General features: G+C 53.9%; 19 protein-coding genes and 1 other annotated feature. Of the genes, 18 read left to right on the forward strand and 1 reads right to left on the reverse strand.

Annotated elements, in window-relative coordinates:
- Positions 1–800 precede the first annotated feature (800 nt).
- Both QZ305_RS07405 and QZ305_RS07410 read left to right on the forward strand, forming a co-directional pair.
- A complete protein-coding gene (locus QZ305_RS07405) occupies positions 801–1,319 on the forward strand; it encodes an NlpC/P60 family protein (protein WP_294731089.1) in 519 nt (172 codons plus the stop codon).
- 95 nt (positions 1,320–1,414) lie between these two features.
- On the forward strand, positions 1,415–2,170 hold the full coding sequence (locus QZ305_RS07410; protein WP_294731090.1) for a DeoR/GlpR family DNA-binding transcription regulator: 756 nt from the start codon (positions 1,415–1,417) through the stop codon (positions 2,168–2,170).
- 14 nt (positions 2,171–2,184) lie between these two features.
- Here the strand turns inward: QZ305_RS07410 and QZ305_RS07415 are convergent, their stop codons facing one another.
- A complete protein-coding gene (locus QZ305_RS07415; RefSeq protein ID WP_294731091.1) occupies positions 2,185–3,030 on the reverse strand; it encodes an HAD-IIB family hydrolase in 846 nt (281 codons plus the stop codon).
- A 323-nt stretch (positions 3,031–3,353) separates the two neighbouring features.
- Positions 3,354–3,559, forward strand: a binding site (T-box leader).
- A 182-nt stretch (positions 3,560–3,741) separates the two neighbouring features.
- Here QZ305_RS07415 and QZ305_RS07420 point away from each other — a divergent pair.
- The 16 genes from QZ305_RS07420 (at position 3,742) to rseP (ending at position 18,525) form a co-directional block, all read left to right on the forward strand.
- Positions 3,742–5,013, forward strand: coding sequence for an argininosuccinate synthase (locus tag QZ305_RS07420; RefSeq protein ID WP_294731092.1), 1,272 nt, complete (start codon positions 3,742–3,744; stop codon positions 5,011–5,013).
- Between the two features lie 18 nt (positions 5,014–5,031).
- Positions 5,032–6,432 (forward strand): argininosuccinate lyase, encoded by a 1,401-nt coding sequence (argH, locus tag QZ305_RS07425; protein ID WP_294731093.1) that lies wholly within the window; start codon positions 5,032–5,034, stop codon positions 6,430–6,432.
- The gene (gene argC / locus QZ305_RS07430) at positions 6,429–7,343 is read left to right on the forward strand and encodes an N-acetyl-gamma-glutamyl-phosphate reductase (protein WP_294731094.1); all 915 of its coding nucleotides are present in this window, start codon (positions 6,429–6,431) and stop codon (positions 7,341–7,343) included. The genes argH and argC overlap by 4 nt, the downstream gene beginning before the upstream one ends.
- 68 nt (positions 7,344–7,411) lie before the next feature.
- Positions 7,412–8,608, forward strand: coding sequence for a bifunctional glutamate N-acetyltransferase/amino-acid acetyltransferase ArgJ (gene argJ / locus QZ305_RS07435; RefSeq protein ID WP_294731095.1), 1,197 nt, complete (start codon positions 7,412–7,414; stop codon positions 8,606–8,608).
- Positions 8,605–9,459 carry an acetylglutamate kinase gene (gene argB, locus QZ305_RS07440; RefSeq protein WP_294731096.1) on the forward strand — a complete coding sequence of 285 codons (855 nt, stop codon included), beginning with the start codon at positions 8,605–8,607 and terminating at the stop codon, positions 9,457–9,459. The genes argJ and argB overlap by 4 nt, the downstream gene beginning before the upstream one ends.
- Positions 9,460–9,600: 141 nt before the next feature.
- Complete coding sequence (locus QZ305_RS07445) at positions 9,601–10,785, forward strand: aspartate aminotransferase family protein (RefSeq protein WP_294731097.1); 1,185 nt, start codon at positions 9,601–9,603, stop codon at positions 10,783–10,785.
- Between the two features lie 20 nt (positions 10,786–10,805).
- Positions 10,806–11,714: an ornithine carbamoyltransferase gene (argF, locus tag QZ305_RS07450; protein ID WP_294731098.1), complete on the forward strand. Its 909-nt coding sequence runs from the start codon at positions 10,806–10,808 to the stop codon at positions 11,712–11,714.
- A 190-nt stretch (positions 11,715–11,904) separates the two neighbouring features.
- Positions 11,905–12,498 carry a LysR family transcriptional regulator gene (locus QZ305_RS07455; RefSeq protein WP_294731099.1) on the forward strand — a complete coding sequence of 198 codons (594 nt, stop codon included), beginning with the start codon at positions 11,905–11,907 and terminating at the stop codon, positions 12,496–12,498.
- Between the two features lie 414 nt (positions 12,499–12,912).
- Positions 12,913–13,194, forward strand: coding sequence for a hypothetical protein (locus QZ305_RS07460; RefSeq protein ID WP_294731100.1), 282 nt, complete (start codon positions 12,913–12,915; stop codon positions 13,192–13,194).
- An 80-nt stretch (positions 13,195–13,274) separates the two neighbouring features.
- Positions 13,275–13,601 (forward strand): putative quinol monooxygenase, encoded by a 327-nt coding sequence (locus QZ305_RS07465; RefSeq protein WP_294731101.1) that lies wholly within the window; start codon positions 13,275–13,277, stop codon positions 13,599–13,601.
- 14 nt (positions 13,602–13,615) lie between these two features.
- Entirely contained in the window at positions 13,616–14,254 is a 639-nt protein-coding gene (locus tag QZ305_RS07470; protein WP_294731102.1) for a GyrI-like domain-containing protein, read from the forward strand.
- Between the two features lie 140 nt (positions 14,255–14,394).
- Entirely contained in the window at positions 14,395–15,108 is a 714-nt protein-coding gene (gene pyrH / locus QZ305_RS07475; protein ID WP_294731103.1) for a UMP kinase, read from the forward strand.
- A 4-nt stretch (positions 15,109–15,112) separates the two neighbouring features.
- Positions 15,113–15,658 carry a ribosome recycling factor gene (frr, locus tag QZ305_RS07480; RefSeq protein ID WP_294731104.1) on the forward strand — a complete coding sequence of 182 codons (546 nt, stop codon included), beginning with the start codon at positions 15,113–15,115 and terminating at the stop codon, positions 15,656–15,658.
- A gap of 138 nt (positions 15,659–15,796) precedes the next feature.
- Complete coding sequence (locus QZ305_RS07485; protein WP_294731128.1) at positions 15,797–16,531, forward strand: isoprenyl transferase; 735 nt, start codon at positions 15,797–15,799, stop codon at positions 16,529–16,531.
- Positions 16,528–17,295, forward strand: a complete 768-nt coding sequence (locus QZ305_RS07490) for a phosphatidate cytidylyltransferase (protein ID WP_294731105.1) — start codon at positions 16,528–16,530, stop codon at positions 17,293–17,295. The genes QZ305_RS07485 and QZ305_RS07490 overlap by 4 nt, the downstream gene beginning before the upstream one ends.
- Before the next feature lie 156 nt (positions 17,296–17,451).
- Entirely contained in the window at positions 17,452–18,525 is a 1,074-nt protein-coding gene (rseP, locus tag QZ305_RS07495; RefSeq protein ID WP_294731129.1) for an RIP metalloprotease RseP, read from the forward strand.
- Positions 18,526–18,565: the final 40 nt, after the last annotated feature.

An 18,565-nucleotide genomic window follows, 5' to 3' on the forward strand; every position in this document is an offset into this window, starting at 1 on the left:
ATAATCGTGGCTGGACTTTCACCAGCTAGAAGTGCACCATGCCCGGTACACATCAAAAACGCTGATCCTGTGTGGACCAGCGTTTTTTTTGCATTCCGTCATGTCCCGACTGCAGCCATGCACAGGCACGCTGATCAGGACAGGCAGCAGGAATCAGCCGGCAACGGCATCATTCAGGAAGAACTGCACAGTCAGACAGCTTTGTTTCGGAAACTGAAACCGGTCTCTTGCACGCTTCGATGGGGCAGAAACCGTTGGCATTGGAGAGAATCTGCTGGTACAAGGGCCTATGCCAGTGCCTGAGACTCTGTCTGCCACCTGCACTCAGGCGCAATATGGTCGTTTCCGCGGACGCCAGCCAGGTTACAGCGGTTCGTCAGCTGTTACATCTCTGTGGAAAAAACTGCCAAAATGTAGGAATAATATAGGATTTCAGCCCGCTGAAAAGTGCATACAGCTCCCAGAACTGATTCCATATCCGCAAATGAAAGCGATTCCGGTTTCCAGGTATCAGTACTGCAGGCAGACTGCGCTGCTTCATTCACAGCAGGAGTGTCACATGCAAGGAATTTGCTTAGATTTCACACATTATTCCATAAAAAGGCAGACCCCCCTTTACCTAAAGGAGGTTAGACAAAACGAACGCCAAAAATTACAGGAAATTTGCCATTTCGTACTTTGTGAAAATTTGCCCTCGTTTCTTTTTTTTGTTATCTTGTCCTAGGTCAAAACGAAAACGACAAACATTGTTAAAAAAGACAACTAAAACACGCTATACAGACCAGTAAAGGAGAAACGAAATGAGAAACATGAAGATAGTTATCACAAAAGCTGCCCTGGCAGCAGCCATGATCCTGCCCTGTGTCCAGGCCGCTCCTGTACAGGCTGCAGAGACAGAGAAAACCCGGCTGATCGAGGTTGTGACCAGCTCCATGGCGACCGTTCAGGAAGAGGTAAAAAACGCTCAGAGCGAAACCAGAGAAAAGAAAGCTGCAGAATCCAGAAACTTCGGCCAGAAAATTGCCAACGCTGCCATTGCCCAGATCGGTGTCGGACAGGACTGCACCATGCTGGTCACCAATTCCCTGAAGGCTGTCGGCATCAATTTCCACGGTGCGCCGGCTGCCTATGCATCTCTTGGTGAATGGACCTCAGACCCTCAGCCCGGCGATGTCATCGTATATTCGGGTCATGTGGCGGTATACATTGGCAATGGCAAAGCCATTCACGGTGGCTGGAATGGCGGCACCACAATCGAATGGACCGTGGAATGTTCCAATCCCCTGGTTGGATATATCCGGGTAAACCGGGCGGCGTAATGATACGCCTTTTTTATTTCCTGTTTCCGTCTTCTCAGAAGGATTATTCCAGGTGTGTCTTCAGGCACTCCTGACATCAGTGATAAGATGAGAGCATGAAAAAGAAAAAGGAGCAGCGACTGATTCAACTGCGGAGCATTCTGCAGGAACAGGGGAAGGTGCGAACCAGGGACCTGGCAGCGATGCTGGCGGTCACACCGGAAACCATGCGCAGTGATCTGGATCTGCTGGAGAGTCAGGGCCTGATTGTCCGGGAACACGGGTTTGCCAGACTGAGTCTGAAGGACAAGGAAACACCGCTGGAATGGCGGATATCCGAAAACCGGGAAGAAAAAGTGCGCATCACCAACCGGGCTCTGGATGAAATCAAGGATGGTGACATTGTTTTCATCGATGCAGGAACCACCCTGCTCTCGGCGCTGGGAAATCTGGCCAGTCTGCGGGACCTGACCATCATCGTGAATTCTCTGCCTGCGGCTGAGGCCTGCCTGAAGATGGGATTCCGCTGTATATTCATTGGCGGGGAAATGCTGCGCAACGGACAGCACACTTATGGATACTTTGCCGAGGAGATGGTGGATCATATCTGCATCGATGTGAGCATTCTGGGTTCCACCGGCATTGAAGGGGCGGATGGCTTCTGTGTGTATTCCATGAAGGAAGTGGGAATCCGCCGGCATCTGATCCGGCAGTCCAGAAAACTTGTGATCATCATGGATGAACACAAGTTTTCTCAGCAGGGGTATTACCGGTTCTGCACGTTCCGGGAAGCCGATCTTCTGATCACCAACAAGCTCAGTCCGGAGCAGAAAGAGCGTCTGGCGGAAGTGAGACACATCATAGAGGTGTAAAACGGGAAACGCAGTCAGTTTCCCGTTTTTTCCCTGTTGCTGTCTTTGACTTCTCCGGTGATGAACCCCTGGCTTTTCAGCCATTCGCTCAGGCTGTTCTCCCGATGGTCCTTCAGAATGAAATCCGCAGCTGCCCGGGCATCCTGATCGGCCCAGGGCATGGCGGCGGAAATCCGGGCATCCCGGAGCATGCCTGCATCGATCTGAGTATCACCAAAAGCCAGATACGATTGCACCGGCAGATTCCAGTGCTCCATGAGCCTGTGTATCCCCTCCGGCTTGTCCAGTCCATCCGGCCGCATATCCACATTCACCGGGCCTCCTTTGACGAGCAGAAGACCGGGAATCTGCGAGAAAACGCGGATGGCATTGTCTGTATCCTCCGTGATGGTGGTCACCAGGGGTGTATGCTCCCCGTTCCAGGGGCGGACACCGTCAATGGAAATATGGTATTTCTCCAGAAATGCAGGAATCAGCGGAGTGGACGCGGTGATGAGGATATCGTCTCCGGCCATATACAGGGGGATATCGTTCTGCACAGCCAGACTGGTGATCTGGCGAAGCTGGGGGATGGAGAAAGACGCGTCATAAATCAGCTTCTGGTTTCCGTCATAGACCAGACCGCCGCTGGCGGTGACGTATCCATCCAGGTCCAGATCCAGCAAGCCGGGAATTTCGGCCATTGTCCGCCAGGGACGGCTGGTGGCGACTGCCACTTTCAGTCCCCTGGACTTCAGTTCCCTGATGGCACTGACTGTACTGGCTGACAGGCTGTGGGTTTCAAAATCCAGCAGCGTTCCGTCGATGTCGAAAAACACGGCGGAGACAGGAATTGTGTTGGCTGTTTTACTGTTGATCATGTCCCCAGTATAAACAGGCACTACGAACCGGTCATGAGGAAAAACGGTGTCTGGACAAAAACAAACGTGCAGCTTTCTGTTCGGAAATCAAAGGAAGCGGACTCAAAAAACCGCTGCCGCTGCGGTCTGCTGCCTTCTTATGCAGCGGATCCCGGCTCAGAATCTGCACCCGGCGGCGGTACTGTCATCAGGCAGGGAAAGAAACCCGGATGATGCCGCAGAGTTCAGCCAGACTGCAAGGCTGTTTCCAATACACATCAGCAGGATTGAAAATTTTCAGAAAACTGTTGAAATGAAAATGAGCAGGGTCTATAATCGGGACTATCAAATCGGTGATCGGAAGCAGTACCTGAATGCCAAAGCAAAGAGAACCGCCGGATGGTGCAAGGCGGTGTGCGGCAGGCAGGGAACGTGTCCGGGAGAGGAACTGCGAAGGAAACCAAGCGGCTCACGCGCCCCGCGTTACAGGGAAGGGCTCCTGTCATGCACAGGAGAATCAAGGTGGTACCGCGATCAAGTCGTCCTTATGCAGGACGGCTTTTTTTCTTGAAAGGGGTGATTCCATGTCCGAAGACCGACGATGCCTGCTGTCACAGCATTTGTATATGGATCATGCCTGTTCCGGGATCCTGTGATCACGGACTGTCCTTTCGGGGACCTGAGCAAGCAAAAAGAGCCGGCTGAAACCGGCAGAAATGAGAGGAATCGAATATGAGCAACCTGCACAATGAAAACAAACACTACAACAAAATTGTCCTGGCTTATTCTGGTGGACTGGATACATCTGTTCTCATTCCCTGGCTCAAGGAGCATTATGGAAACTGCGAAGTAATCGCAGTTTCCGGAAACGTCGGACAGGGAACCGAGCTGGATGGGCTGGAAGAAAAGGCACTGGCCACAGGCGCATCCAAACTGTATGTGGAAGATCTGACTGATACCTTTGTGGATGATTTCATTGTTCCTTCGATCAAAGCCGGTGCATCGTATGAGAAGTATCTGCTGGGGACCTCCTTTGCAAGACCCATCATCGCCAAGCGGATCGTGGAAATCGCCAAGGCGGAAGGCGCTGATGCCATCTGCCACGGCTGCACAGGAAAGGGAAACGACCAGGTGCGGTTTGAACTGGCCATCAAAGCCTTCGCGCCGGACATGGACATCATTGCTCCCTGGCGGTTCTGGGAGCTGGATTCCAGGGAAAAGGAAATTGAATATGCCGAAGCCCACAACATCCCTCTGAAGATCAGCAAGGAGACCAACTACTCCAAAGACAAGAACCTCTGGCACCTGTCCCATGAAGGTCTGGATCTGGAAGATCCCGCCAATGAGGCACCCATCAACCGGGAAGGATTCCTGGAACTCGGGGTTTCCCCGGAAAATGCACCGGACAAACCCACATATGTGACGATTCATTTTGAAAAAGGCATTCCCACAAAACTGGACGATGAGGAGCTGTCAGCCAAGGACATCATTCTGAAGCTGAATCAGATCGGCGGTGCCAACGGCATCGGCATTCTGGATATTGTGGAAAACAGACTGGTGGGCATGAAATCCCGGGGCGTGTACGAAACACCCGGCGGTGCGATTCTGTATGCAGCTCATGCCAAACTGGAGGAAATCACACTGGACAAGGACACGCAGCACTACAAGGAACAGGCGGCGCAGAAATTCGGGGAACTGGTCTATGACGGGAAATGGTTCACACCGCTGAGAAAGGCACTCTCCGCCTTTGTGGACAGCACCCAGGAAACCGTGACCGGCGATGTGACACTGAAACTGTACAAAGGAAACATCATTCCCGCTGCAGTAACCAGTCCCTTCTCTTTATACAATGCGGGCATGGCCACCTTCGATGCGGACGACTGCTATGACCAGAGCGATTCCGCCGGCTTCATCAACCTGTTCGGGCTGCCGATCAAAGTGCGGGCTCTGAACAGCGATGCACTGGAGAAAGAGACCGGCATGACTTTCTCCAGCGTGGAATAGCACGGAGGATCCCAGTCAATGGCCAAGCTCTGGGCGGGACGGTTTTCCAAAACCACCGATGAAACCGTCAATGATTTCAACTCTTCCATCCCCTTTGACAACCGGCTCTATCCTCAGGATATCGAAGGGTCGCTGGCTCACAGTGAAATGCTTGCCAGACAGGGCATCATCACACCGGTGGACCGTGACCAGATTCACAACGGGCTGAAGGAGATCCTGCAGTCCATGGACGCCGGAGAAGTGGAATTTGATCCGGCGCAGTATGAGGATATTCACATGTGTGTGGAACAGCTGCTGACCAAGCGGATCGGGCAGGCGGGAAAACGCCTGCATACCGGACGAAGCCGCAATGATCAGGTGGCGCTGGATATGCGGCTGTATGTCCGGCAGGAAATCCTGGAAGTCAGAGACCAGGTTCTCCATCTGATCGAAGTGCTGACAGATGTGGCTGAGAAGAACACCGCCACGATCATGCCGGGCTATACCCATCTGCAAAGGGCCCAGCCGGTGACTTTTGCCTATGTCCTGCTGGCGTATGTCTCCATGCTCAAGCGTGATGTACGCCGGCTGGAAAATACGCTGGATGGGCTGGACGAATGCCCCCTGGGATCCGGCGCTCTTGCCGGAACCACCTATGATCTGGACCGACATTTTACTGCGGAAGTGCTGGGGTTCTCGCAGCCCTGTGCCAATGCCATGGACGGAGTCAGTGACCGGGATTACTGTCTGGAGTTTCTGTCCGACCTGTCCATTCTGATGATGCACCTGTCCAGACTGTCCGAAGAAGTCATTTCCTGGTGCAGCTGGGAGTTCAAGTTCATCGAACTGGATGATGCCTTTTCCACCGGCAGTTCCATCATGCCTCAGAAGAAGAACCCGGATATCTGCGAACTGATCCGGGGGAAAACAGGACGCGTCTATGGAGATCTGATGACGCTGCTGACGGTCATGAAAGGACTGCCCCTGGCCTATGACAAGGACATGCAGGAAGACAAGGAATGCGTGTTTGATGCGATAGATACCGTCACGATGTGTCTGAAAGTCCTGCCGGATATGCTGTCGACGATGACTGTGCTCACAGAAAACATGGCAGCTGCAGGCAGAAAAGGATTCATCAACGCGACGGACTGTGCCGATTATCTGACCAAAAAAGGGATGCCCTTCCGGGATGCCTACAAACTCACCGGCGGTCTGGTGGCCCGCTGCATACAGGAAGGCCGTACACTGGAGCAGCTGACTCTGGAGGAACTGCGCGAAGAGAGCAAACTGTTTGATGAATCATTCTATGAAGCCGTGGATATGCTGAATGCGGTGAAACGCCGGAACACATTTGGCGGACCGGCGCCGGAGCAGACGGAAAAGCAGATTGCCATGGCCAGGGATTTCCTGCAGGAACACAGAAAGCAGGACGAATCATGACCAGACCAAAAATATACATAGACGGACAGTCCGGAACCACCGGTCTGGAGATAAGACAGAGACTGGCGGATCGAAGCGACATTGACCTGCTGATCATCCCGGAAGACAGGCGCCATGAAGAAGCTGCACGGAAACAGATGTTTGAAGAAGCCGATCTGGCATTTCTGTGCCTGCCGGATGAAGCTGCCAGAGAAGCTGTTCAGCTGGCGGAAGGCACCGGTGTCCGGCTCATTGATGCGAGCACAGCCCACCGTACAGCGTGGACTTACGGATTTCCGGAACTGGACCGGAACCAGGAAGAGCGGATCCGCCAGGCAGACAAGGTAGCCAACCCGGGCTGTCATGCCACAGGGTTCATTGCTGCTGTGGCACCGCTGAGCCGCAGCGGGCTGCTAGATCCGGAGACAGTGCTGACGGCTTTTTCTCTCACGGGATATACCGGCGGGGGAAAGAAAATGATTGCCGCGTATGAAACCGGAAAAACCCCGCAGATGGAGGCCCCGAAAGCCTACGGACTGGATTTGAACCACAAGCATCTGCCGGAGATGATGACCATCTGCCAGCTGAAACAGCCACCGCTGTTTGTGCCGGTGGTGGATGATTATCCCCGGGGCATGCTGGTGCTTGTGCCGGTATCGGCTTCCCAGCTGACACGGAAGCTGACTCTGGAAGAGCTGCAGTCTTATTTTTCCAGATGGTATGAAGGGACGGCTGTGCAGGTGCATCCTGGGAACCCCTCGCTGTTTGCTGCAGACAAGGCCGGTACTGATGATCTGGAACTCTTTGTCAGCGGTAATGATGACGGGACAGGTTTTGTCATCGCAGCACGGTTCGACAATCTGGGAAAAGGTGCCTGCGGGGCTGCCATACGGAACATGGAAATCATGCTAGGACTGCCCCGGCAGGCATAGAAAACACAGGCTGACAGCTTTCCTGCTGCAGGAAAGCCGGTACAGCCACAAAGGAAGGAAACAGCAGAATGAAAGGAATCGAGGGAGGAATCACAGCAGCTGCCGGGTACAGAACCGGTGCTGTGCACAGTGGAATCCGGGGGAACCAGGCCAAAAAGGACCTGGCCATCATCGTATCCGATGTCCCCTGCCAGGCAGCGGCTGTCTACACCAGCAATATTGTCAAAGCCGCGCCGCTGCACATCACGAAGCAGCACCTGGCGGATGGTCAGGCGCAGGCCATTGTGATCAATTCAGGCAATGCGAATGCCTGCGCCCCCAGAGGCGAGGAAAACGCGGAGCGTGAAGCAATAGCGGCAGCCCGGCTTCTGGGACTGAAACCGGAAGCTGTGCTGGTCGCGTCCACCGGGGTGATTGGCCAGGAGCTGCCAATCGAAGTGATTGAGTCTGCAGCCGGTCAGATTGTGCTGGGAACCGACTCGGCGGACACAGCCAGGGCAATCATGACCACGGACACGAAGATCAAGCAGGTGGCAGTGGAGTTTGAGCTGGATGGAAAAACCGTGCATCTTGGCGGCATTGCCAAGGGATCGGGCATGATTCATCCGAATATGGGAACGATGCTGTGCTTCGTGACAACTGATGCCGCCATCAGCCATGAGGCTCTGCAGGCTGCGCTGTCGAAGACGGTGAAAACCACGTTCAACCGGATCAGTGTGGATGGGGATACTTCCACCAACGACATGTGCATTGTCCTGGCCAATGGTCTGGCCGGCAACCGGGAAATCACGGGAACAGATCCTGTCTTTGATCAGGCGCTGGAAACTGTCATGCGGGAGCTGGCGGTGATGATTGCCTCTGACGGGGAAGGAGCCAGCCGGCTGATTGTTTCCACGGTGGTCAATGCCCGCGACGAACAACAGGCGGAAACCCTGGCAATGTCCGTGGCTTCCAGCTCTCTGTTCAAAGCCGCGATCTTCGGCAGTGATGCCAACTGGGGACGCGTTCTGTGCGCCATGGGCTATTCCGGTGCGGAATTCGATCCGGAGAAAGTGGATGTGACATTCCATTCGGAAGCTGGCAGCATCACCGTTGCCAGAGACGGCAGAGGTCTGCCGTTTGATGAAGATCTGGCCAAACAGATCCTGTCCCGGGATCAGGTGCAGGTCATCATGAACCTTCATGAGGGCAGTGCTTCGGTGACATGCTGGGGCTGTGACCTGACCTATGAGTATGTGAAAATCAACGGAGATTACCGGTCATGATAGCGCCGGAGACCAGGGCGAACATTCTGATTGAAGCCCTCCCCTACATCAAGGAATACAACGGAGAAATCATTGTCGTGAAATACGGCGGCAATGCAATGATTGATGAAAGTCTCAAGCAGGCAGTGATTCAGGACATCATGCTGCTGCACCTGGTGGGGATTCATGTGGTGCTGGTTCATGGCGGCGGACCGGATATTTCCCGGATGCTGACCAAAACCGGGACCGAGTCCCACTTCATCAACGGTCTGCGCTATACAGACAAAGAGGCCATGGAAATCGTTCAGATGGTTCTGTGCGGCAAAGTCAACAAAGATCTGGTCAACCTGCTGGAGGGCAAGGGCATCGGACTGGGCGGCATGGATGGCGGACTGTTCCGGGCGGTGCAGATGACCGATCCGGAAGGCACGGATTATGGCTATGTCGGGGAAGTGGCGCAGGTCAATCCGGCTATCGTGCAGGATGTGATCGAACGGGGATACATCCCTGTGATTTCCTCTGTGGCAGCCGGCCTGAATGACAGTCATCTGTACAACGTCAATGCAGATACAGCGGCAGCCAAAATCGCTGTGGCGCTGAAGGCCAAAAAGCTCATCCTGCTTACGGACGTGCGGGGTGTGATGCGGGAGCCGGGAAATGACGAATCCCTGATCCGGGACATCAAGGTTTCCCAGGTTCCCGCGCTGACCATGAGCGGTGCCATCACCGGAGGAATGATTCCCAAAGTGGACTGCTGTGTGGAAGCTGTCCGTTCAGGTGTCGAACGGGCCACGATTCAGGATGGACGGGTTCCTCACGCCATTCTGATTGAGCTGCTGACCAATGAAGGAATCGGCACCATGTTCCACTGACTGACCTTTGCGGCGCTGAAGCTGCCGGCTGCAGTGCACAACCCTCAGCCAGTCAGCAGGGACTGCGGAGAACGGACAAGTCTTCTGCCGGCATTCTTGTTGACTGGACTGAACCAAGCCCCGGCAGGAAGGAAGGATCTTATGGATTTCAATACACTGAAGAAGAGGGAAAACAAGTCCCTGATGCATACCTATGGCCGCTTTGACATTGCCCTGGATCACGGGAAAGGATCAAAGCTCTACGATCTTGACGGAAACGAATACATTGATCTGACTTCGGGCATCGGTGTCAACGCCCTGGGCCATGGACATGAAGCCCTGGTAACAGCCATCCGGGAACAGGCCGGCAAACTGATGCAGGCATCCAATCTGTTTTACACAGAACCCATGGTGGATGCAGCGGAACGGCTGGCGGACAGCACCGGGATGGCAAAGGTGTTTTTTGCCAATTCCGGAGCGGAAGCCAATGAAGGCATGATCAAAATCGCCCGGAAGTATTCCGCGGACAAATACGGACCCTCACGGACGAAAATCCTGACGCTGAAAAACTCCTTCCACGGGCGTACTGTAGCTACGCTGGAAGCCACCGGCCAGGATAAGTTCCATCAGAATTTCTATCCCTTCACCGGAGGATTTGACTATGTGGAAGCCGGCAGTCTGGAAGACCTGAAACGCATGATGGATGATCCGGCGGTTGCCGGCATCATGATGGAACTGATTCAGGGAGAAAGCGGCGTGCGGCCGCTGGATCCGGCTTTTGTGCAGGAAGCAGCCCGTCTTGCCAGAGAGAAGGACATTCTGTTCATGGCAGACGAAGTCCAGACCGGTATCGGACGGACGGGAAGTCTTTTCTGCTGGCAGCAGTATGGCATTGAGCCGGATCTGACAAGCTGTGCCAAGGCGCTGGGCGGCGGTGTCCCAATCGGGGCAGTCCTGGCTGCAGACAAAGTGGCAGATGTTCTTGAGCCAGGTGATCACGGTACCACCTTCGGCGGCAATCCGCTGGCCAGTGCCGCTGCCAGAACCGTTCTGGATATTGTGGACCAGCCGGCATTCCTGGCGGATGTCAAAGAGAAAGGGCAGTACTTCATGGACCGGATCCGGAACCTGAACAAGGAATCCGTCCAGGATGTCCGGGGGCTTGGCCTCATGATCGGCCTTCAGGTGGGAGCGGACAAAGTTTCAGAGTATCTCGCCGCTCTGCAGAAAAAAGGTGTGCTGGCTCTCAAAGCCGGTACCGATACCATCCGGCTGCTGCCGCCGCTGATCATAACGAAAGAGGAAATCGACCAGGCTGTTGCAGCCATGGACGATGTATTTGAATAGACAGGAAAGGGAACTCAGACATGAAACATCTTCTGACGCTGATGGATCTGGAGGATCAGGAAATTGTACAGCTCCTGGATCTTGCGGATCAGCTGAAGTATGAAAAAAAGCACGGCATTGCGCATCCGCACCTGAAAGGAAAGTCCATCGGACTGATTTTCCAGAAAGCGAGCACCAGAACCCGGGTATCCTTTGAAACCGGCATGCATCAGCTGGGGGGACAGGCCCTGTTTCTGTCCAGCCGCGATCTGCAGATTGGCCGGGGAGAACCGGTACAGGATACAGCCCGTGTTCTTTCCCGGTATCTGGATGGCATCATGATCCGGACCTATGAACAGAAGGAAGTGGAGGATCTGGCCAAATACGGCAGCATCCCCATCATCAACGGGCTGACAGACTACTGCCATCCCTGTCAGGTGCTGGCGGACCTCATGACAATCCGGGAGCACTACGGGTCTTTGAAGGATCTGAAAATGGCTTATATCGGTGATGGCAACAACATGGCCAATTCGCTGATTGTCGGTGCCCTGAAATCCGGCATGAAGATGGCCTGCGCTTCTCCGGAGGGATACCAGCCGGATGAGAAAGTGCTGGCTTTCGCCGGTGAATATGGCGACCGTTTCCAGCTGACCACCGATCCCGCTGAAGCCGTCAGGGAGGCGGATGTGGTTGTAACAGATACCTGGGCATCCATGGGACAGGAAGCCGAGAAGGAAGAACGGAAGAAGGCTTTCGCCGGTTATCAGGTCAACAGCGAACTGATGAAAAACGCCCGGGAAGGCGCCATGGTCCTGCACTGTCTGCCGGCGTACCGGGAACAGGAAATCACGGAAGAAGTCTTCGAACAGCACGCGGATGAGATTTTCGAGGAAGCCGAGAACCGTCTCCACGCGCAGAAAGCCGTCATGGTCACCCTGATGAAAGACTGATCAGCACTACCCCGGAAGCAGTTTCGGGGTTTTTGCTGCAAAGAAAATGGACATCGGCTGGCTGGCGGTTCCGGAAAGCTTCTTTCGGCATCCGGCAGTCAGTCCTGCAAGGATACAGACAGAAAGGATACCGTGCTGTTGCATACACCTGATGATGGAGCCAGTATACTGGCCGGAAAGGGAGGAAAGGATGGATCTGTCAAAAATCAGATATTATTTCAAAGCCGCTGAACTGCAAAATGTGACCCAGGCAGCCAAAGCCTGTCACCTGGCGCAGACATCCATGAGCAAGTATCTCTCCAATCTCAAACGGGAGACCGGTGTGCTTCTCCTTGACCGGAAAAAGAACCGGCTCATTCTGAACGAAAGCGGCAGCCGGTTCTATCAGGAGATGAAGAAGATAGATGGAACCTACCGCAATCTCTGCCAGTTACTGCAGCAGAACCGGACAAGCCGTCTGAATCTCGGGGTTGTGACCAGTGATTACAGTGAGTTTGATCTGATTGAGGGATTTGAACGGACACCGGAGGGCATCCAGGTGTTCTGTCAGGAAGATGAGACAGTCTTCAGGCTTCAGCAGAAAGTGGTGGATGGATCCTGCCTGCCACCCTCCGCTGTCTGCAGGATGGCTGCATTCAGATTTCATTTGTCATCATCACGGTCATTGCCAATTCCCGGGGCGTTGAGATTGCAGCAGCAGTCAGCTATTCCTTCAGCGGTTTCTTCACGGCGTATGGCTGGTCAATCGTTTCCTTTCTTCACAACCTGCTGTCCATCCTGCTGATCCGGGTTCCCGGCACCTTGCTGATGTCAGTCCTGTTTCCGGATTCTCTGTTCTGGATGGGGCTGGCATCTCCGGCTGGTTCGCTGTTTTCTGCCTGCATCTGCATCGGGGTTTATCTGTATCTATTGAAAACACACCGCCTGTTTTCCCATGAAGTTGGATAAAGCGATGCGGGAATACCCAGGGTGGAGAACCTGCAGAGGGCAGCCCGCTGATTCTGCCGGGGCAGTCATGAATCATACTGGCAGCTGGCAGTTCTCCCAGGATGCGGGAGAGCTGAAAACAGTTCGCGGTGAACGGGATACCTGCCGGTTCTTCCCTGTGATTTGAATTCGTGATTTGAATTGAATGAAACCCTTTTCAGGAACAGTGTGTGATATACTATAATATTCCTTCGGGAAATGGAGGTATTTTATGATGTGCAAATCAAGTCACGTACTCCGCCGCTGTGACTGCCAATGCTGTGCGCTGCTGGTGGAAAAGCAGCAGTATCCCGGTGAAGATCCGCAGTACAACCTCTCCATTGTCGACTCATATTACGATCCGGGTCCAGGCAGTCTGCGCAGCAGGATCCGGAATGCCTGGAAAGTTCTGACGGGTAAACGGGTGTATTACAATGATCTGTTCATGCAGGATCCAGCCGATTTCCAGTCTCTGGTCCGAGAGCTGCAGGAACTGGCGGAGGCTGAACTCTGAAGGGCTGGGTTTTCAGAAAGTTCAGATACTGTGTTATAAATTACTCTACAATGGTCTCAAGAGAAAGTGAGGATCAGCATATGAGTCTGACAGTGAATCTGTATTACACCGGTGAAAACGGCAGTGCGCTGGCGTTTGTCAGGGAAATGGAAGAATCGGGAATCGCCAGGGCAATCCGGGAAGAAGAAGGCAATGAGAAATATGACTATTTTCAGTCGGTCAGAGATCCGGAAACGGTGCTGCTCATTGACCAGTGGCGTGATCAGACAGCGCTGGATGCACACCATGCAACACCCATGATGCAGCAGCTGGCTGCGCTGCGGGACAAATACAATCTGCATATGCGTGTGGAGCGCTACAGAGATGCTGAAGAAAACCCCGCGGATGAAGCCTTTCTGCGCCGCTGACGGAGAGAATTCCAGTGGCATTTGATTACAAGAAGGAATACAGAGAGTATTACCTGCCTGGGAAAAAACCGGCAGTGGTGGATATTCCGCTGATGAATTACGCCGCTGTCCGCGGCAGCGGAGACCCCAATGAGCCGGAAGGAGCCTATCAGAAAGCCATCGGGCAGCTGTATGCGGTGGCTTATACCATCAAAATGAGCAGAAAGGGATCTCATCCGATCAGCGGATATTTTGATTATGTGGTTCCGCCCCTGGAGGGATTCTGGTGGCAGCAGGGCGGCAAAGCCATGAATTATGCCGACAAAGCCGGATTTCAGTGGATATCTCTGATTCGTCTGCCGGATTTTGTTACCCGCCAGGATTTTGAATGGGCGGTACAGGAAGCAGAACGGAAGAAAAAAACAGATCTGTCTGCTGTAAAGTTTCTGAGTCTGGGGGAAGGCTTGTGTGTTCAGTGTCTCCATACAGGTTCCTATGACAGCGAGCCGGAGACCATCCGGATGCTGGATCAGTTTGCCCTGGAGCAGGGATATGAACCGGATTTCTCTGAGATGCGCCATCATCACGAGGTCTATCTCAGCGATCCGCGGCGGACTGCACCGGAAAAACTGAAAACCGTGATCCGCCATCCGGTCAGGAAACGGGAATGCTGAACCATTCTCTGACCACGCTGGCCCCAAGGTCTGCGGCTGTATCTGCAGCCGGATTCCAGACACGCCCTCCTTCACCGATTCTGTACAAATTCCCGGTCAAACTGTACAATCAATAATGATCATCAAAGGAGCAGATATCAATGTATAAACGGGTATTACTGAAGCTGAGCGGAGAGGCGCTGGCCGGCGACGGACAGGCGCTGGACGCACATACTCTCAAGCGTCTGGCGAAGGAGCTGAAAAACATCCAGGCTTCCGGCGTGGAACTGGCCATCGTTGTCGGCGGCGGCAACTTCATCCGTGGAAAGATGATGGCGGAGATGGGGATGAACCGGGCTCAGGCAGACTATATGGGAATGCTGGGAACCGTCATCAATGCCCTGGCAGTGCAGAATGCCCTGGAGCAGGAAGGCGTGGATACACGTGTTCAGACTGCAGTGGAAATGCAGAAAGTCGCAGAACCCTATATTCTGAGACGGGCTCTGCGGCACCTGGAAAAAGGCCGGATCGTGATTTTCGGCGCCGGAACAGGATCTCCGTATTTCTCCACGGATACCACGGCGGCTCTGCGTGCATCGGAAATTGGGGCAGATGTCATTCTCATGGCGAAAAACGGTGTGGATGGTGTCTATGATTCCGATCCGAAGAAAAATCCGGAGGCGAAGAAATTCGAAGAACTGTCCTATATGGATGTGCTGAACAAAGGCCTGCAGGTCATGGACTCCACGGCAATTTCCATGTGCATGGACAATGATATCGACCTGGTTGTCTTCAACATGAACGAAGAAGGCAATATCGAAAAAGCAGTGAAGGGAGAAGCCGACGGCACTGTGATCAGCAAGTCGGCAAAGTAACATCATGAGTGATTATCTTGAACGCGCAGAAGAAAAAATGATGACGGTCATCGAAAACCTGGAAAGCAATTTTGCCACCATCCGCACAGGCCGGGCCAACGCCAAGATCCTGGACCGGGTACGTGTGGACTACTATGGCGAACCGATGCCCATCAATCAGATTGCAAGAATTTCCGTTGTGGAAGGTACGCAGCTGGTGATCAAGCCCTATGACCGGACACAGGTCAAGCCCATCACCCACGCCATTTCCGCAGCAAACCTGGGCCTGACACCCCAGGCGGAAGCGGATTCCATCCGGATCCTGGTTCCCCAGCTGACGGAGGACCGCCGGAAACAGCTGGCAAAGGAAGCACAGAAATACGGAGAAGAAGCGAAAGTGGGAATCCGGAATGTGCGCCGTGACTGCAATGACTGGATCAAGAAAGACAAGGAACTGCCGGAAGATGAAGCCAAGGGTCTGACAGCCGATACGCAGAAGCTGACAGACCGCTACATCAAGGACATTGACGGACTGGTCAAAGCCAAGAAAGACGAAATCCTGGCGGTTTAGTTCCGTTTCCGTCTCCGGTTTTCCCGGGTGTTATCTGCGGGGGATTCCGGTTACAATAGAATGTGTGAACAGCCCGGCTGCCGCCGGGCTTTTTCAAAAGGAAAGCAGACAATCTGCATTGCAGAAAGGATCGATACTATGCCCGAGCAGATCAGCACCGCAACAGATACCGGAATCCTTCAGGTTCCGGAGACCATTGCCATCATCATGGATGGCAATGGCAGATGGGCAAAAAAACGGGGACTGCCCCGCACCGCCGGCCACAAAAAAGGAGCGGATACCATTCATACCATTGGCCTGGAAGCCAACAGACTCGGGGTGAAGAAACTGATTCTGTACGCTTTCTCCACCGAGAACTGGAAGCGTCCGGAGGATGAAGTGGGCTACCTGTGCAAGCTTCCCGGTCTGTTTTTTGACCGGTATATCCGGGACCTGATGAACAACAACATCCGGGTGACCTTTGCCGGAGAGCTGGAACGCTTTCCCGAATCCACGCAGAAGATGATCCGCAAAGCCGTGCAGCAGACAGAAGCCAATACCGGTCTGGAGCTGTGCATCGCCATCAACTACGGATCCAGACGGGAACTTCTGCTGGCTGCCAGACAGTATGCCGCAGATGTGCAGGCAGGAACAAGAGACAATGACCTGACGGAAGAGGAATTTGCGGACTATCTCTTTGTGCCGGAGAATGTGGATCTGCTGATCCGCACCAGCGGCGAGGAACGCATATCCAATTTCCTGCTGTGGCAGCTGGCATACAGTGAGCTGATTTTCACGCCGACTGCGTGGCCGGATTTTGATGAAAACAGTCTGCGGGAGTGTCTGGAGGAATTCAGCCGCCGCGACCGCCGGTTCGGAGGAATCAAAGCATGAAGACCCGGGTGCTGACAGCCATTGGCATTATTGCCGCCGTGGCTGTTCCTGTGGCGCTGGGGGGGATCTGGCTGAATCTTCTGGCGGTGTTTATCCTGGTCAGCGGGCTCTGGGAATGGACACGAAACCTGGAGGGGTTCACCACCTGGGGCAAAGGGGTTCTGCCTGTGCTGATCCTGCTGACATTTCTTTCCCGGTGGATGATGCCGGTGACCGGCTACGCCTGGCTGGCAATCTGCGGGGTGATTCTGTGGTCCGTTCCGGTTTTCTGCGAGTCTTTCACTGTCCAGGATTCCTGGAGCACCCTGTCCGCATTTCTGTTCATGACCCTGGTGTGGCTTGCCATCGGGGTGCTGGCGCAGGAACCCCGCTATCTGTGGACATTGTGCTTTGCAACCTACGGCTCGGACACCGGTGCCTATTTTGTCGGTTCGAAACTGGGACAGCACAAAATGAATCCCCGGGTGTCGCCGAAAAAAAGCTGGGAAGGATTTTTCGGAGGCATCATCTCCGGCATGGTCCTTTCACTTGTCTTGTCCATGTTCTACAGTCAGGGTCTGAATACGGAACTGAATACACTGCTGTGCCTTCTGTGTCCGGTAGTTGCAGAACTGGGGGATCTGTGCTTTTCCGTGTTCAAACGGGCGTATTCTGTCAAGGATTTCAGCAATCTGCTGCCCGGACATGGAGGGATTCTGGACCGGGTAGATTCGCTGCTGTATAATATAATTCTCTTTGGCATTCTGTTTCAGCTTCTGTTCTGATCCGGACGCTGCCGGAGAGCCACAACTGTATCGCTGTCCGGCATACCGGGACCAGGCATGCCGGACTTTTTTGAAACCATCTGCCTGCAGGATCAGCAGGATTTACAGGCAGAGACAGGAAAATGGAAGCTGCATAAGGGGGATTGGAAATTGAACATGATTGTGGGACTGGTGGCATTTGTATTCATGCTGGGGGTCATTGTGCTGATTCACGAGTTTGGTCACTACATTGCCGCCAGACATTTCGGCGTATATGTGCGGGAGTTTTCTCTGGGCATGGGCCCGGTTCTGTGGCAGAAACCCGGGAAGGAAACGCTCTTTTCCATCCGGGCCATTCCCTTTGGCGGATACTGCATGATGGCCGGCGAGGCGGACAATCCGGAGGATGACCAGGATGAAGAGGACTGGCTCCATGATGTGCCGGAAGACCGGCGTCTCAACCACAAAAAAACCTGGCAGCAGATCGTAGTGATGGCTGCGGGAGTCTGCATGAACTTTCTGCTGGCGGCGCTTCTGTACATTGGTATTTCGCTGTGTCAGGGATACACCGTGGTGAGTGAACCGGTGGTCAGCGAGGTCATTGCGGATACGCCGGCTCAGGCTGCCGGGATGCAGACTGGGGACCGGATCACCCGGATCCAGGCAGGAAGCGACGTGCAGGTTGTCGAGTCACAGACAGATGTCACGACATTTGTCAATCTGCATCCCGGAGAAGAGGTGCAGGTTACGGTGGACAGGAAAGGAAACGAAGAAATCCTGTCCCTGACTCCGGAACTGGATGAAGCGTCCGGTGTCTATCTCATCGGCTTTCGGTCCACTGCCAGAGCTGTGCCCATTCCCTGGTATCAGAGCATCCTGGAAGGGCTGAAAACGATGTGGGAGAACACAACGCTGATTTTCCGGTCCCTGGGCATGCTGTTGAGCGGCAGGGGCTTCGAGAATCTGTCCGGTCCCATCGGCATTCTGGATGTGACGACCCAGACAGCTTCCATGGGGCTGCTGCCGTATCTGAGTCTGTTTGCTCTGATCAGTCTCAATATCGGAATCTTCAATCTGATTCCGATTCCGGCCATGGACGGCGGCCGGATCCTGATTCTGGGTCTCGAGCGGATTTTCAGAAGAAAAATCAATCCGAAAATCGTGGAAAATGTCATTGCAGCCAGTTTTCTGCTGCTGATCGGGCTGTTTCTGTATGCCAGTTTCAATGACATCATGCGGCTGATTGGATAACGGCCGGTCCGGGCGGATACACATGCGTCAAAAGCTTCAT

Origin of the sequence: uncultured Faecalibaculum sp. (genome assembly GCF_910588395.1) — a bacterium.
In the GTDB taxonomy this organism is placed as follows: Bacteria; Bacillota_I; Bacilli_A; order Erysipelotrichales; family Erysipelotrichaceae; genus Faecalibaculum.